The sequence below is a fragment of the Maribacter polysaccharolyticus genome (assembly GCF_028882255.1).
Lineage (GTDB): Bacteria > Bacteroidota > Bacteroidia > Flavobacteriales > Flavobacteriaceae > Maribacter_A > Maribacter_A polysaccharolyticus.
This window is the reverse complement of the sequence record NZ_JARBUY010000004.1, coordinates 233,378-248,669: the sequence shown is the minus strand read 5'-3', so window position 1 is coordinate 248,669 and position 15,292 is coordinate 233,378. Positions and strand designations below refer to the sequence as shown.

14 protein-coding genes are annotated in these 15,292 nt (G+C 42.1%); 3 read left to right on the top strand and 11 right to left on the bottom strand.

Annotated elements, in window-relative coordinates:
- The 6 genes from PHU20_RS13725 to PHU20_RS13700 form a co-directional block, all read right to left on the bottom strand.
- Window positions 1-630: a GNAT family N-acetyltransferase gene (locus PHU20_RS13725; RefSeq protein WP_274825959.1), complete on the bottom strand. Its 630-nt coding sequence runs from the start codon at window positions 628-630 to the stop codon at window positions 1-3.
- A gap of 221 nt (window positions 631-851) precedes the next feature.
- Window positions 852-2,213: an MptA/MptB family glycosyltransferase gene (locus PHU20_RS13720; protein WP_274825958.1), complete on the bottom strand. Its 1,362-nt coding sequence runs from the start codon at window positions 2,211-2,213 to the stop codon at window positions 852-854.
- Between the two features lie 96 nt (window positions 2,214-2,309).
- On the bottom strand, window positions 2,310-3,794 hold the full coding sequence (locus tag PHU20_RS13715) for a cellulose synthase family protein (RefSeq protein ID WP_274825957.1): 1,485 nt from the start codon (window positions 3,792-3,794) through the stop codon (window positions 2,310-2,312).
- Between the two features lies 1 nt (window position 3,795).
- A complete protein-coding gene (locus PHU20_RS13710; protein WP_274825956.1) occupies window positions 3,796-4,485 on the bottom strand; it encodes a glycosyltransferase family 2 protein in 690 nt (229 codons plus the stop codon).
- A gap of 432 nt (window positions 4,486-4,917) precedes the next feature.
- A complete protein-coding gene (locus PHU20_RS13705; RefSeq protein WP_274825955.1) occupies window positions 4,918-6,498 on the bottom strand; it encodes a 4Fe-4S binding protein in 1,581 nt (526 codons plus the stop codon).
- A gap of 6 nt (window positions 6,499-6,504) precedes the next feature.
- A complete protein-coding gene (locus PHU20_RS13700; protein ID WP_274825954.1) occupies window positions 6,505-7,851 on the bottom strand; it encodes an NAD(P)/FAD-dependent oxidoreductase in 1,347 nt (448 codons plus the stop codon).
- Between the two features lie 221 nt (window positions 7,852-8,072).
- Between PHU20_RS13700 and PHU20_RS13695 the strand changes: the two genes are divergently transcribed.
- From PHU20_RS13695 to PHU20_RS13685, 3 genes are all read left to right on the top strand, one after another.
- The gene (locus PHU20_RS13695) at window positions 8,073-9,074 is read left to right on the top strand and encodes a glycoside hydrolase family 113 (protein WP_274825953.1); all 1,002 of its coding nucleotides are present in this window, start codon (window positions 8,073-8,075) and stop codon (window positions 9,072-9,074) included.
- A 205-nt stretch (window positions 9,075-9,279) separates the two neighbouring features.
- The gene (locus PHU20_RS13690) at window positions 9,280-10,179 is read left to right on the top strand and encodes a hypothetical protein (RefSeq protein ID WP_274825952.1); all 900 of its coding nucleotides are present in this window, start codon (window positions 9,280-9,282) and stop codon (window positions 10,177-10,179) included.
- 13 nt (window positions 10,180-10,192) lie between these two features.
- Window positions 10,193-11,233 (top strand): N-acetylmuramoyl-L-alanine amidase family protein, encoded by a 1,041-nt coding sequence (locus tag PHU20_RS13685; RefSeq protein WP_274825951.1) that lies wholly within the window; start codon window positions 10,193-10,195, stop codon window positions 11,231-11,233.
- Between the two features lie 104 nt (window positions 11,234-11,337).
- Here the strand turns inward: PHU20_RS13685 and PHU20_RS13680 are convergent, their stop codons facing one another.
- The 5 genes from PHU20_RS13680 to PHU20_RS13660 all read right to left on the bottom strand — a co-directional run bounded on the left by PHU20_RS13680 (window position 11,338) and on the right by PHU20_RS13660 (window position 15,291).
- Window positions 11,338-12,042, bottom strand: a complete 705-nt coding sequence (locus PHU20_RS13680; RefSeq protein ID WP_274825950.1) for a TIGR04283 family arsenosugar biosynthesis glycosyltransferase — start codon at window positions 12,040-12,042, stop codon at window positions 11,338-11,340.
- Window positions 12,029-12,778, bottom strand: a complete 750-nt coding sequence (locus tag PHU20_RS13675; protein WP_274825949.1) for a DUF547 domain-containing protein — start codon at window positions 12,776-12,778, stop codon at window positions 12,029-12,031. Before PHU20_RS13675 ends, PHU20_RS13680 begins: the two co-directional genes overlap by 14 nt.
- A gap of 61 nt (window positions 12,779-12,839) precedes the next feature.
- Window positions 12,840-13,805, bottom strand: a complete 966-nt coding sequence (arsM, locus tag PHU20_RS13670) for an arsenosugar biosynthesis arsenite methyltransferase ArsM (protein WP_274825948.1) — start codon at window positions 13,803-13,805, stop codon at window positions 12,840-12,842.
- Window positions 13,802-14,623 carry a purine-nucleoside phosphorylase gene (locus PHU20_RS13665; RefSeq protein WP_274825947.1) on the bottom strand — a complete coding sequence of 274 codons (822 nt, stop codon included), beginning with the start codon at window positions 14,621-14,623 and terminating at the stop codon, window positions 13,802-13,804. Before PHU20_RS13665 ends, arsM begins: the two co-directional genes overlap by 4 nt.
- On the bottom strand, window positions 14,620-15,291 hold the full coding sequence (locus PHU20_RS13660; protein ID WP_274825946.1) for a TIGR04282 family arsenosugar biosynthesis glycosyltransferase: 672 nt from the start codon (window positions 15,289-15,291) through the stop codon (window positions 14,620-14,622). The genes PHU20_RS13665 and PHU20_RS13660 overlap by 4 nt, the downstream gene beginning before the upstream one ends.
- Between the last annotated feature and the right edge of the window lies 1 nt (window position 15,292).

The following is a 15,292-nucleotide window of genomic DNA, read 5'->3' as shown; positions in this document are numbered from 1 at the left end:
CTATTTTTTCTGTTTCTTTTTTAAGAACAAATGTTCTTTAATGCTCTTTAATCTTTTAAAAGCCTTACTGTTCAATTTATCCTCTTTCTGTTCCTTGGCAGCTTGTTTTTTGGCTGGGTCGTATAGCATGCCGGTACATAGGCACATTTTTTGATCGGTACGGGTAAGGATATCGAAATTTTTACAGGTTTGGCAACCTTTCCAGAATTGGGGGTCGTCGGTCAGTTCTGAAAATGTTACCGGTTGGTAGCCCAACTCGTAATTTATTTTCATTACGGCCAATCCTGTTGTGATCCCGAAAATCTTGGCATCAGGAAACTTTTTGACAGAAAGGTCAAAAACGGCTTTTTTGATTTTTTTTGCCATTCCTAAGTTTCGATAATCAGGGTGTACGATAAGTCCGGAGTTGGCAACATATTTCTCATGCCCCCAAACCTCTATGTAGCAAAATCCCACGAATTTACCATCATCCAAAGCGATGACCGCATTTCCATTTGCCAGTCTTTGCTTTATGTATTCCGGAGTTCTTTTGGCAATACCCGTTCCTCGTACCTTTGCTGATTCGGCAATGGTCTCACAAATGATCTCTGCGTATTTGAAATGGGATTCGTTAGCAATAACAATTTCCATTGTTACTAATAGTATTTAAATGATTTAAAAAAGATTTTTTCGAAGATTTTGCGGAAATGGACTCACCTATTTCCATAATAGTACACACCCCTTACGGGCGGCGACGTACAGGTGTAAAAGAACGATTTGGAGTAGAGGTCCAAATAATCGTGAAAGTATGTAGTTCGTTCTTCATTATGGTGTAAAAGTACGAATTAAATCGAAACAGCCATATCTTGGATTTACTTTTTTAGAAAAAGCAGCTTTTTCCCATGTTGACTGAATATTTCGAAAATTAAAAATCCATATACCAAAATATATTCAATGGCAAGAAGGCCCATATGTTCCTTGAAATCCGTTTGGGAATACGCATAATAACTTAAAATCGCTGCCAAGGACCATACTAAGGGGAACCTATAGTTGGTAAAGATCGATAATATTGCCAAGAAAACGATATACCATGGGTGTATGGTCGTCGCCAAAAGATAATAGGCGGTAAGGATCCATAACATCGAGGAGATCAATTTCGGCAATTTCCCATTATTTCGAAGGAATGTAATCAGGAGTACCAGGAGTATTATTACGTAAGGGACTATCTTTCCATAGGTTTTGATCAATTCCCAAGGTTTGGAATCGAATCGTACCGCTATTTCCTTTATGACATTGTAAAGGCCGGCATTGAATTCAAAGTTCGAGAACCAAAGTGCCACCGTTTGGGAATAATTGTCAATGGATACGGCAGTTAAAAACGGGGCTGTCAATAGTAATGTGGTAACCAGGATCACGGTATAGAAAAGTAAGCTTTTCTTAATCCCCAGATACTTTAGGAATAGGGGCAGGAACATTAAGGGGATGAGTTTTATTGAAATGGAAAGGGCGTAGAGGATGGCGGCCAACTTCCATTTATTGAGCGATAGCAGGTAAAGGGAAGTAATGAAAAAACAAAGCATGACGCCTTCAAAATGAAGGTTTCCCGTAAGTTCGACTATGACCAATGGGTTGAGGAAATACCAAAATATCAGGTGTGGTGAAAGATTCAGGTTTTTAAGTAATTTCCTGCCAAAATAAAGGATTCCCAAATCGGAGAGGATCATTACGGACCGCATTGCCATGATCGGCCCCAAGATACTTTGCCCTCCCAAATAGGCACATAGGCCAAAAATGAATTGCTTCAAAGGGGGGTAATTGCTAAAGTGTTTTGCACTTAATTCACCCATGCCTTGATAAAGTACCTGGGCATTGGAAATGACCAGATCTTGGTCGGTTATCAATGTATCCGGGACATGTAGATAGGGATTTATGAAATTCCCAACCAATTCCCCGTCCCAAATAAAGCGATAAAAATCTTGGGATAGGTTCGGTATGGCACAAAGGAACATCAGTCGAAAAAGTAAGCCTACGGCCAACAAAAACTTGAAATTCCATTTTTCAAATTGGATGATCTTATAGCAAAAGAAGAAAAGCGCCCCGAATAAGGTTATCAGTTTTATAAAATCGGTACGGTCTAAGTGGTAGGCAAATGTATAATAAAAAACAAGGCTCAAGATCACTATAAGTATCGGAATCTTATGTAGTTTCCAATAGGTTACAATAGGGAAGGTCATTGTTGGTTTTAATTTATTCTACTGCAAATAACCGAAAAAAAAGCGTAACAATTCAAAGGCGTCCCCTTATGTTGGAATGATTGCAAGGTTATGGGCTTAAGCCCGGGCCGTTAGCGATTTATAGAAGACGAAACCAAATCCGGAAAATAGCATAAAATGGAAAGGGAAAAGTCCAAAATCATTTAAGGGGACTGCACTGTACATCCCAAAGAGGAAATAAACCATCAGGGCAAATTCCAATATCATGTTCGGGGATAGTTTTTTGGTCAGGTACTTATTTCCTTTCCAACTATCGGAAAGATTGCTCAAGTTGAATTTGGGGGTTCTTACGAACTCACTTCTTTTGCCCATATGGCCTTCCAATACGGCAATGGAGTTGTGTAACGAAAACCCAAGGGCTACCGAGAAAAAAGTAAAGAACAGTTTAATGTAATCGACAAAATTGTCGAAACTGCTGCCCTGGATACTTTTATAGGTGAACCAATAACAGATAAAGAGAATAATCGTACTAAGTACAAAAAAGCTTAATACGTCGAATGCCCAATCCAATTGAGGGTACAATGCCTTGATATACATGGCGGGGATACTTAACAGGGAAACCAAGAACACGCAAAGGAACATGGAACTGTTGAGTAAATGCATGACCCCATGAAATTTGGTCTTAAAGGATATGTTCTTTGCCGTAAGGACCTTCATTACTGATTTCCTGAAGTTTTCCGCTCCTCCTTTGTTCCAACGGAACTGCTGGGAACGTGCGGCACTGATCACAACGGGTAATTCGGCCGGGGTTTCGACATCTTCCAAATATTTGAACTTCCAATTTTTCAACTGGGCCCTATAGCTTAGGTCAAGGTCTTCGGTCAAGGTATCGCCTTCCCAGTTTCCGGCATCCAAAATGCATTTTTTTCGCCAAATACCTGCGGTACCATTGAAATTGATAAAATGCCCTTTTGCATTTCTACCTACTTGTTCCAAGGTAAAATGCGCATCCAAAGCAAATGCCTGGATTCTTGTTAAGGTGGAATAATCGCGGTTGATATGTCCCCATCGTGTCTGTACCACCCCGATTTCCTCATCCTTGAAATAGATGACCGTTTTCTTTAACCAATCGGGATCCGGAAGAAAATCGGCATCAAATATGGCGATGAAATCCCCTTTGGCGATTTCCAGGCCTTCCTTTAAGGCCCCTGCCTTGTATCCTTCCCTGTTTTCCCGTCGGATGTGTTGTATGTTTATCCCTTCTTCCTGAAGTTCTTGGATCCGTTTTGAGGTGATATTTACCGAGTTGTCGGTAGAATCATCCAAAACCTGTATTTCGAGTTTGCTTTTTGGATATTCGATTTTTGCGATATTATCCAATAACCGTTCCATGACATATTCCTCATTGTAGACGGGAAGTTGTATGGTGACCAACGGAATTTCCTTTGGGTCTAAAAGGTTGAATTTTGGGGCGGTCTGGTTTTGCCGCTTATAGCTTAGGTAATTGACCAATAGATTCAATTGTGCCAAACTGTAGAAGAAAATCAATAACAGCGCTATGCTGTAAATGGCGATAATTATATAAGATATTATAAGACCCATATTACTTGATGCTGTATTTAAAAATCCAACCAAGAATTTTTATGCCAGCAAATATACTACCTTTTACGGTACCCGACACTTTTGATATCCCGATTCTTTTTTTGTAATGTACTGGTACTTCGATATATGTCATTTTTTGTTTTAAAACCTTTAACTGCATTTCGACGGTCCAGCCATAGGTTTTGTCCTCCATCTGTAAAGCCAATAATCGTTCGTACTTTATAGCCCTAAACGGTCCAAGGTCTGTATATGTTGCCCTGAAGAACAATTTCATCAAGGTGGTCGCAAGCCAATTACCGAAAATCTGTTGGGGTGTCATACTGCCCGGTTCCCTTAATTCTTTGTTTCTGGCCCCAACGACAAAATCAATATTCCTTTCAATGATCGGTTGGACCAATTTAGTCAATTCTTCCGGAAAATCGGAGTAATCACCATCGATAAATACGATAATATCGGGTTTGTCGGATCTTTCGGCGATATATTGCATGCCGCAAAGACAGGCATAACCATAGCCCATTTTTGTTTCGGTCAATACCGTTGCACCCGCTTTTTGGGCCTCTTGAGCGGTGTGGTCCGACGAATTGTTGTTGACCACAATGGTTTCCGAAACGATTTCAGGGATTTCCTGTATGACTTGGGCAATGGAATCCGCCTCGTTATAGGCGGGAATAATAACTTTTATTTTGGTCATTATTTTGGGAGGGATAGTTTGTTTTCTCTTATAAAATCGATAAAACCAAACCATTCCTTGATGTTGATTCCACGTTGATATTCTAATTTAGAGATCAATTTTTGATTTTTATTTTATACGGTAACCACTTTCGTTATATAAAGGTGTTGGTGATAGTGTCGATAAATAAACACCCGGTTTACAGCTGTCTTATATACATCACCTTCATTTGGTCGAATGCGGATCGGGCCGTAAAAATACCAATACTTTTTACTTTTATTGAATTAATAATGCCGGTAGCGCAATTTTGATGCTCCCATCAAAGGATTTCGTAGGACCGAATAGCTTTCAAGCTAACGAAAGGCTTTTGGATTTTGACTTCCCTTAAATATCCAAAGACCTTTTTTGAAAAACGAAAATCAATGGGATGGAGTTTGGCATCCGATAGCATGACTATTGTTTATTGACCAGGTCCATCAGATCTGGGTCATTGCCCAATAGCACTTGTGTGGGGTTTATCCGGCCTTGTTCCGGGCCATTTTCCAATTTCAATACGCCTCGTGGACAAACTGCGGAACAAACGCCACAACCTACACAACTGGATCGGATTATGTTTTCCCCTTTCTGGGCATAGGCCCTGACGTCGATCCCTTGTTCACAATAGGTAGAACAGTTACCGCATGATATGCATTGTCCCCCGTTGGTGGTGATCCTGAACCTTGATTTAAACCGTTGGACAAAACCGAGATAAGCTGCGAGCGGACAGCCGAAACGGCACCAGACCCTATTTCCGAAAATAGGGTAAAAACCGGTTCCGATAACACCTGCGAATACCGCTCCGATCATTAGGCTGTAGGTGTTTTGTACATCCTGTGTTTTAATGCCCAAAATGGCACTCGATCCACTAAAGAAGCTATATAGCGTCATCCCTGTCATGATGAGGACAAAAAGTAGGACGCCATGAACCAACCAGCGTTCGACCTTCCAGGAAAAAAGCGACTTGCTCGAATGTTGCCTATAAGGGTCGCCCAACGTTTCGGCCAATCCACCGCAACCACATACCCATGAGCAGTACCAGCGTTTTCCAAAGAAATAGACCATAACCGGCACTACGACGACGGTGAGCACGATTCCCCATACCAGGATGAACAGGCCTATTCCGCCACTATTCACCAATGATCTTATATTCCATTGGAAAAAGAAATCATAATCCAGGGGAAAGGCATTTTTGAAATCATAATAGGGCATTTGAAGGCGGACCATGATTTCAGGAATCAAAAAGGCAAATACGATTTGGAAGAACAACACCGAAGTCGTTCTCACCATTTGGTACATATTATGTCGGTACTTTATATACATGCGAACGGCCATGACGACCATTACCGTGCAATACATGAAGCCATATACAAACCAATGTCCGGCAAGATTCCCACTTAGCCATTCACTTATCGGATCTACCAAATAGGTCCAGTTCACGGCATATTCCGGACGAAAATACAGGATAAGGTAAAAGGAGACGAGAAAGACAAAGACCATCCAGGCGATCCATCCCCTATTAGTGGCATTTTGGTGGTAGATACCATTGTTCTTTATTCCTTTCTTGCCCAAAAGGGTCACATTGGGAAGAATGAACATCAGTGCGCCCAATATCCCCAGGCCAAAAGTCAGGAACCACATCAAGCCCTTATTTTCGACCCTAAAACCGCTTCCGGCCTTCTTTCCAAGTACTGCAGCCATGTCGTGGGGTTTGGTATAAATGACTTTTTTGTATTCTTTGTTCTTTCGATGGTGGGCGTTGGCCTTTTCCAGGGCACTGGTAACTTTAGGGGCAAAGGATAGCATGCCGTTAAATGAGCGGTCCACGACATTTTGTTCAATATCGTTAATGAAGCGTTCACTTTTGATTCCGTTCTGGTCGACAAAATCATCAAACTGTTTTGAGGAGAGGTTAAAGGTGCCTGTAACCGGCAAAGCGATAAAAAATGCCAGCCCCATCAAAAATATGATCAGGCCTATGTGCTGTATTGTTTTCATTCGGTCTTAGGCAGTTTTAAAAATTCGTTTCCAACTTTTCTTTTTTGGTGCTATTGACGTTCCCATTTCAGAATTGAATTTCAAGACGATATCATGTTCGTATTGGGTGTAGAATTCGGGGTCGAAGTTGGCATCCTTTAAATATTCCATAACGTATTCCACCGTTCGTTCTTCGGTAAGCCAACGATCGAAAATTTCATGGCGCATACGTATTCCGAAGGTGTTGATGCCCAAGAACCTCTTGGTGTGGGAATCATAGGCAACGGTAATACATATTTTTTCTTTGGGATGTCGCCAGTGAAAGTGTTTTTCAGAATCTTTTTTCGTTATCTCACTGAATACCCACCCATAGGTTTGGTACTCTACCTCCAGGAATTTGGCCGAATTGAACCAATGGCCCGGTTTGTATTCGGTATTATGGCCACAGATGGTCTGTGCCACGGTCTCCCCCATCATTCGTCCGGTATACCAGACCGCTTCTATGGGGCGCCGGTTGCCTATGGGATCCTGTTGTTCGGCGCAATCGCCGATGGCATAGATATCCTCGATGTTGGTTTCCAGCAATCGATTGACCTTTACCCCCCGACCGACTTCAATACCGCTATCCTTTAGAAAATCAACATTGGGGGTAACGCCGGCCGTAAGCCCGACAACGTTACATGCGATGGTTTCCCCTTTGTCTGTTTTTATGGCCTTGACCCTTCCGGTTTCATCGGGGAGTATTTCCGTCAAATTGGTCGAAAGGCGTAAATCAATATGGTGTTCCAATATATGTTCATTGATCATTTGCGATTCACCCTTCGGTAAGACCCCATTCCAAAAGCTGTCTTCACGGACTAAAAAAGTAACGGGAATATTCCTGGAGCGAAGCATTTCCGCCAGTTCAATGCCAATCAATCCGCCCCCAACGATTACCGCCCTGTTACAGATCTTATTGTTTGGGGCATATGCTTCAAGGCAGTCCAAATCCTGCTTGGAATATAAACCTTGTACCCCCTTGAGATCCTGGCCTGGCCAACCGAATTTATTGGGTTTGGATCCCGTTGCAATAATCAATTTGTCATAGGTAATGAATTTTCCGTCTTTTAGCCGTAATGTTTTTTTCCGATGGTCGATGCTTTCCACATAGGCTTTCAATAGGGCAATCCTGTTTTTTTTCCAAAACCAGTGTTCGTAAGGCTGGGTGTGCTCGAACTTCATATGGCCCATATATACGTACATAAGGGCGGTACGTGAAAAAAAGTAATCTGTTTCGGCGGAGATGATGGTAATCTGTTTATCGGAAAGTTTTCTGATATGCCTTGCAGCGGTAACCCCGGAGATACCATTGCCTATTATTACAATATGTTGCATTTGATTATTGTTGATTGTCCAAATTTATGTCGTTTTTAAATAAAGGAACTTAACCCACTATCTTGGGCGGAAACTTTAAATAGTCATTATAATTTACGTAAAAAGCTGACATGTAAAGGTTTATAGGTGTTAAAGTGGTCTTTAAATTAGGGTGTTAAACCTTTCTTAATTTTAAATGATGGTTATATTATACTACATTTAAGTTTTAAATTCATCGATATATGAGGCGATTGGGGGTATTGGTTCTCTGTTTTCTACAGTTTTCCTGTGCAAGGCAGATGTATGATAAAATAAATGGGGTCAGTTTTGTGGCCTCCCGTGAACGGGTAGGTCAAAAGCATGTTGATGAGATTTTGAAGATATATGCCAACCATGCCGCGGTAATGCCCTTTGGGTTTATTCGGGAAATGAATTCGCCCGATATTATTTTCGATACCGAACGACAATGGTTCGGGGAAACGAAAAGTGGGGCCAAACAATACATTGAAGTGTTGCATAAAAATGGGGTCAAGGTAATGCTCAAACCTCAAATTTGGATCTGGAGGGGTGTATTTACCGGAACCCTGCAAATGCAATCCGAGGAAGATTGGGAGCGGCTGGAAAAGTCCTATGAAAAATTCATTCTGGCATACGCGGCATTGGCAGAGGACACCGATGCCGAAATTTTCTGTGTTGGGACCGAACTGGAATCCTTCGTGGAAAACAGGCCCGGGTATTGGAAAGCATTGATACATAAAATAAGGAAACTGTATCACGGGAAGTTGACCTATGCGGCCAATTGGGACGAATATCCTAAGACAACCTTTTGGGCCGATCTCGATTATATCGGTATCGATGCCTATTTTCCTTTGTCAGAAGAACGAACCCCATCGGTTACTCAATTAAAAGCAGGTTGGAAAACCCATAAGAATAGGATGATGGACTTTTCACTCCTATTGGACAGGCCCATTTTGTTTACGGAGTATGGCTATCGAAGTATGGATTATACGGCGAAGAAGCCATGGTTGGTAGATCGTAATGAAGAAAACGTAAACCTGGACGGACAAGTGAATGCAAAAAAGGCCATTTTTGAAGAATTTTGGGGAGAAGATTGGTTTGCCGGCGGGTATGTCTGGAAATGGTTTATTAACCATGATAGGGCTGGTGGCGGTAATGACAATAGGTTTACGCCCCAAAACAAGCCGGCACAATTCGTTATCAGTGATTATTATAGGAACTATTGAAATACCCCATGCTTTTGGGCCAAAAATCAGTCTGGAACAATAGGTGCCTTTAATATGATCCGGTCAGTGGATTGGTATAGCGGTAAGGTTTTGAGTGGTAAAGACCGGATGCGTATTGGATGGATCAACAATTTAATGGGAAACCTCCTAATGGTATTTGTATTTAGGAATTTTTTTGTTAAACTTTGCGTAAATCCTTTTCCACGTGAGTATTACGAAATATTTTATAGCAACGGTCTTTTCCCTACTTTTTTTTACAACGCTCTTTTCCCAACCAACCTATGAAACCGTTGTAGCGGAATACGGTGACGGGATTTTGTCGATCCTAAGAAAAGAGGGCATGGATATTTCAAAATATTATGAACCATTCCTTGAACTCAATGGGGACAAACTAAAAAATGGGAGCCGTTTGGTTGTTGGGGAAACGTATCTACTCCCGGACGCCCCTGATTCCTTAAAAAAAATGGGAGTGTCCATTTCAATCGGTGATGGTGCCGAACGACCTATCTTTAAAGGGGAACTGGCCTCATTGAAGCGAAAGGACAGTACCCTTAAGAATACGGTATACTATTTGATTGAACATAATAAAGCACAAAAGGAGGGGGTTGCCATGGGAATGGCCAGGAATTTGCTCCAAAGCGGTTCAAGGGTATATCTTTTGGAACGTAAAGCGAAGGATTCCTTGGGGCTCTTGGATTTTGCAAGTATCGTGAATAGGAAATATTTGAAACATCATGGGCATTATCAAAGACTGATGATCATCGATAATGGGAATGTAAAGGCGGGGACACAGGCAGAGGTGACGGTGTACCATTATAGGGAAAGTGTGGAGGGTGAACGGTTTGCACACAATATTTTAATAGGTTTGGGCAAAAATGTCGTCAACCACGAGCCTTTGGATGATTATTCCGAGGTATTCACCGATTTCGAGAATATCACTTTTGCCAAGAATATTCTGCCCCCTATTACCTATATTGATATGGATTCAAAATCGGATGGGGCCCATAAGACCCTGAAAGTGGATACAAGCAATAAGGATATGACCAACCTGATTACCAACGGAATCTTATCGGATTATACCAATACCGAGTTTATTGACAATTAGTAAAAAGGGACAAGTGAAAATTAAGAATATAGTAGTTGTTGTATTTTCGTTCGTGGTAGTGGTTGCCAGCGGGCAGGATGCTTATATTTCAGTAACGGCCGAAAAAGGGGATGGGGTGTATTCCTTGTTAAGGAAACAAGGTATAGACCCTTATGGTACTTATGACGATTTTATAGCTTTGAATTCAGAAAACCTTCGGGATAGTGTTCATCTATACGAGGGAAGAACATATTTATTGCCGACCCCGGATTCAGTTTCCAACGCGAATAAGGCAAAAGAAAAAGCGCCAATATTGGAGCCAAGTGTTTCATATCCATTGTTCGGGGAGGCTTATTCGGAGGTGGTCATTAAAAACACCCTTCTAAAGGATGCGGTCTATTATTTGATCTCAGGGCATGGGGGTCCCGATCCCGGTGCGATGACCACATATGGGGGAACCCCTATTTCCGAAGATGAATATGCCTATGACCTTACCCTTAGGTTGGCACGCGAGCTATTGGCCCATGGTGCTACGGTCTATGTTATAATCCAAGATAAGGATGATGGCATCCGTGATGAGCGGATTTTAAAAATGGATCGGGATGAGGTGGCTTTTCCTGACAAGGTAATTCCGTTAAACCAAACCGCACGTTTAAAACAACGGGTAGATATCGTCAATGAACTGCATAAAAAGCATAGTGGCCAATTTCAGCGCCTTATAGTAACCCATGTAGATAGCCGTAGCAAGGGGCAGAATATCGATGTTTTTTTCTATCACCATGCGAAAAGCAAGAATGGAAAGAAACTGGCTGAAAGTATTCATAATACCTTCAAAGCGAAATACAAAAAATACCAACCCAATCGCACGTATACGGGTACGTTTCAAGATCGAACTTCATTATACCTTGTTAAAAAAACGCATCCGGCCATGACCTTTATCGAAATTGGGAATATCAGGAATGGGAAAGACCAGAAAAGAATTTTGGAACCCGATAATCGCCAAGCCTTGGCGAAATGGATTTCGGAAGGGGTGATCAAGGACTTTGAAAGTGGTGAGATTGGACCTATCCGTTGAGTGGAGCACTCCTGCCTTTGGGGGTCTTCCGTATTCTTGTATGGGGAGTCACAATTCGTTAATTTACAAATTTTTGGGGGTGGTAGGTAAGGTAGGGAGATTCCTTAAGTTGAGATTTTTCTTTTGTAATAATCATGCAATTTTTCCGGTCCGGCACCCAAAAAATTCTTAAGGTGGATTACCCCGAAATGATATTGCAGTTTTAGGACCCCGTTCTTTTGGTATTTTCTGGCAGAAGTTTCAACGGGATGGGGAAGTATCTTAAAATCGGTTTTTTGATATATGCGCCCAATCATTTCGTTGTCTTCAAAAATCCAGTAATCCTCATTATAACCTTCGATCCGGTCAAAGAGTTCTTTGGTAATGAACAACGATTGATCCCCTCCTCTACATATTTTGTGATTGTACCGGGTAAACCAGGCAAAAAAACGAAGTAGGACACTGTTACTGTCAAAACGCATTTGAAAGCAGCCCGATCTATGGTTTTGGGAAAGTGCGGAAATGATATGGCCGTCAAAATCCTTTGGGGGAAAGGTATCGGCATGCAAAAAATAGAGAATGTCGCCTTTGGCTTTTTTGGCGCCATAATTCATTTGTTTGGCCCTGCCTTTTGGGGCTTGAAAAACGGTAGCTCCGGCATTTCGGGCAATTTGAACGGTTTGGTCGCTACTATGGCCATCAACGACCAATACCTCCGCTATTTGTGATGGGGTACTGTTTTCTTTAAGGTAAACAAGGAGTTTGCCGATATGTTTTTCCTCATTCAACACCGGGATGATAATGCTTATGGTTTTGTTACTTTTTTTCATTCAAGCTCCAATCATAAGTTAAATGATCAATATCGGAATGTAACGGAACCTTAATTTCGGAATATTGGTTGAGGTAACCGATAAGGCCGTTTTCATGGGTAAAATCACCTGCATACCATTTGAATATTTTCGAAATCGCGACGTGATTTTTTGATATTTCGTTTTTGCTTGGGTCATTGATGAACCCTATGGTCGCCTTATGGAGTTGTTCCTCCATTTTAGCGGCGGTAAAGGCCTCGTTCAATAATCGGGGACAGGAATAGGAAGCACAATTGATGGCAAAATGAATGCGGGGTTCTTCCATTTTACGAAGTATACCGTGCTCGATTTCACCCAGGGAATATTGGTCTTCCCCGATTTTAAATCGATTTTTGTCCCAAGGTCTCGAGATATCCTTTATACTTTCGATGGGATAATGTTCCAAGATCAACTGAATGGTGCCTGCGTTGTAAAGATTGATGTAATAGGCCAACTGTTCTTCTTTATCCGCGGCGACTGATATGGGGTTGGTGGTCAAATAGTCCAAATAATGGCCTAATTGTTGGCTCTTGGAGGCAAAGCCCTGATAGTCGACATTTCCATTTTCATCGACATATTGTCGCAGTAGGGTGTCCCAGGCATCATGGTGGATCGTTATAATTTCTTTTTCCGTCCTTGGAAAGGATGGCTTTTGTCCAAAGCAATTCCGTATCAGGAAAAAAGGTAAAACGATGAGGATGGCACTCAGTTTGCTCATGGCGTGGGTTTAAGAAAAACTATGTTCCTTTAGTTCATCAATTCCTTGGAACCTTACAAAATCAACAGCATCCACCGCCATTATAATGCCATGTGCTTTCGCTGATATGTATGGGTGCCCCGGTCTTTGTCAAAGCCGCAGCGGTTTTGTCACATATGGCCAAGGGCTGGTTTTGCAACAGCACATGCCCGGCATGATCATCGAAATATTCTTCATCACCGTAATAAATAGCGGTTTTCCCTGTAAAAATACAAGGGCCATCGGCCGGCATCGGGTCTTTTATGGCTGCAATTTCGATAGACTCTATAAAAATCAGTTCATCGGTGGGGTAGTGGTTGGGCGATAATACCCGATACGATTTTCTTGCCCTGATCTCGATGGTTCCGAATCCGGCATCGGTCAAGGTCTTGATGTAGTCCTTCATGGGAATACTGCCACTTAAACAAAGTGCGCGAAGCTTGTCGTCGTTTCGCAACCTCTCGTTCATTGGTTGCTCACAAATAGGGTCGCTCATCACCAAACGACCGTGTGGCTTTAAAACGCGGTACATTTCACCAATGGCTTTCTTTAAATCTTCGGTCTTGAAGATGTTGAAAAGGCAGTTCTGGGCAGCGATGTCGATACTTTCGCTCGCGATGGGCAAGTTCAAGGCATCCCCTTTGACGAGGTTTATGAATTCACTTTTGAACCAGTCGTTTTCTTTTTCCGCTATCTTGAAATTCCGTTGGGAAGCCTCGAGCATTTCATCGACCACATCCACTCCGGTAACACCACCTTTTTGACGGGAGAAATAAGAAAATTGCAAGAGCTCCATACCGCCACCAACGCCAACATAGAGTATTTTGGGATCGTTTACCAAGTCCTGGGCAGATACGGTGCTGCCGCACCCGTAATTCATTTCTTGCATGATCTTGGGGATCGACAATCCCGGGAATTGCCAAATGGGATTGGTAGTACAACATAAGCCGACATCAGGGGTTAGGGCCGCATTCTTATAGAGATCGTTCGTGGCGTCTAAGTAACTCATAGCTCTTTTATTAGTTCTGTAAATAGTTTGATCATTTTGGGTTCTGTTTTATTGGCGATTCCAATAATTTCCTGAATGTCTACGGGTTCAAGGTTGTCCGGGTCACATTCGTCGGTCAGTACCGATACGGCCACGATAGGTATTTGCAAGTGGTTGGCCACGATCACCTCAGGTACGGTACTCATACCTACGGCATCGGAGCCTATGATTTTCAACATTCGATATTCTGCTTTGGTTTCGAGCTGAGGTCCTATTACCGCGGCATAAACCCCTTTTTGTAATCGTATATTCTCGCGCTTGGCTATGGTGATCAGCGTATTCCGCATGGTTTTGTCATATGGCTCGCTCATATCTACAAATCGATTGCCGAATTTGTCCACATTGCTGAAAGCCAAAGGTGATCCGCCTTGAAGGTTTATATGGTCTTCAATCAGCATAATGTCCCCTTTTTTGAAATCGAGGTTGATGGCTCCCGCAGCGTTTGAAACGAACAATTTTTTGATCCCGAGTTTGTGCATTATTCGGATGGGATAAGTGACATCGACAAAGTCATAACCTTCATAAAGATGGAAGCGTCCTTCCATAACCACCACTTTTTTGCCTTCTATAATGCCGTATATCAATTTTCCGGAATGGAACTCGACGGTGGCCAAAGGAAAATACGGGATTTGATTGTAATGTGCTGTGATAGGGTCTTCAATGGCCTCAACCAATTTTCCCAGTCCGGTCCCTAAAACAATCCCGATTTCAGGTTCGTCAAACCCCTTATCCATTAAATACGCCGTTGAATCCTGTAATTGTTGTTCTGATAATCTCATAGGTTCTTCAAATATTTATGAAAAGCTTTTATTGGTAAAATGTCTTCGTAGTGGTCAATATCATTCTTTGTTTCCAAGAGGAAAACTTTGTCATTGGTCATATCGTTCATTGTATCTTCAAACACCTTGTTCGTTCCCCAGGCCTTATTTTTGAAGATTTTATCGTTATAGGATTTCATTCCCAGCAGATAGTACCCGCCATCGGTGGCCGGTCCTATGACATAGTCATTTTCATGAAGCGCTTTGAAGGCATTGGCCAAGTCAATGCGTTCCAAATCGTACATATCGCTTCCGATGATGATGATTCTCTCAAATGCATTTTCAAATCCATCGAGAAAAGCATTTGCCATACGTTCCCCTAAATCGGATCCTTGTTGTGGGCGCTTGTCATAAATAAGGTTGTCCCAAAGATCGTTTTCCCAAATTTCTTCCGAATAAAACACTTGTTTGTGTACCGGTAAATCTTTGGTAATGCTGGCCGTATGGTGTAGTAGATCCGTATAGATGTCCAAAGCGACTTGGTCACCTACTTTGGCCGCCAATCGTGTTTTGCATTTGCCCAAAACCGGGTTTCGTGTAAAAATGAGTAGAAGATCTTTCGGATCCGCCAAATGGAAGTGAATGGTCTTGGCGTCTATTTTTTGTGTATTTGATTGGATAATGCCCATC

Excerpts from the sequence above, each read along its gene's own strand:
- PHU20_RS13725 (WP_274825959.1), bottom strand. The coding sequence starts at position 630 with ATGGAAATTGTTATTGCTAACGAATCCCATTTCAAATACGCAGAGATC.
- PHU20_RS13720 (WP_274825958.1), bottom strand. The coding sequence starts at position 2,213 with ATGACCTTCCCTATTGTAACCTATTGGAAACTACATAAGATTCCGATA.
- PHU20_RS13715 (WP_274825957.1), bottom strand. The coding sequence starts at position 3,794 with ATGGGTCTTATAATATCTTATATAATTATCGCCATTTACAGCATAGCG.
- PHU20_RS13710 (WP_274825956.1), bottom strand. The coding sequence starts at position 4,485 with ATGACCAAAATAAAAGTTATTATTCCCGCCTATAACGAGGCGGATTCC.
- PHU20_RS13705 (WP_274825955.1), bottom strand. The coding sequence starts at position 6,498 with ATGAAAACAATACAGCACATAGGCCTGATCATATTTTTGATGGGGCTG.
- PHU20_RS13700 (WP_274825954.1), bottom strand. The coding sequence starts at position 7,851 with ATGCAACATATTGTAATAATAGGCAATGGTATCTCCGGGGTTACCGCT.
- PHU20_RS13695 (WP_274825953.1), top strand. The coding sequence starts at position 8,073 with ATGAGGCGATTGGGGGTATTGGTTCTCTGTTTTCTACAGTTTTCCTGT.
- PHU20_RS13680 (WP_274825950.1), bottom strand. The coding sequence starts at position 12,042 with ATGAAAAAAAGTAACAAAACCATAAGCATTATCATCCCGGTGTTGAAT.
- PHU20_RS13675 (WP_274825949.1), bottom strand. The coding sequence starts at position 12,778 with ATGAGCAAACTGAGTGCCATCCTCATCGTTTTACCTTTTTTCCTGATA.
- arsM (WP_274825948.1), bottom strand. The coding sequence starts at position 13,805 with ATGAGTTACTTAGACGCCACGAACGATCTCTATAAGAATGCGGCCCTA.
- PHU20_RS13665 (WP_274825947.1), bottom strand. The coding sequence starts at position 14,623 with ATGAGATTATCAGAACAACAATTACAGGATTCAACGGCGTATTTAATG.
- PHU20_RS13660 (WP_274825946.1), bottom strand. The coding sequence starts at position 15,291 with ATGGGCATTATCCAATCAAATACACAAAAAATAGACGCCAAGACCATT.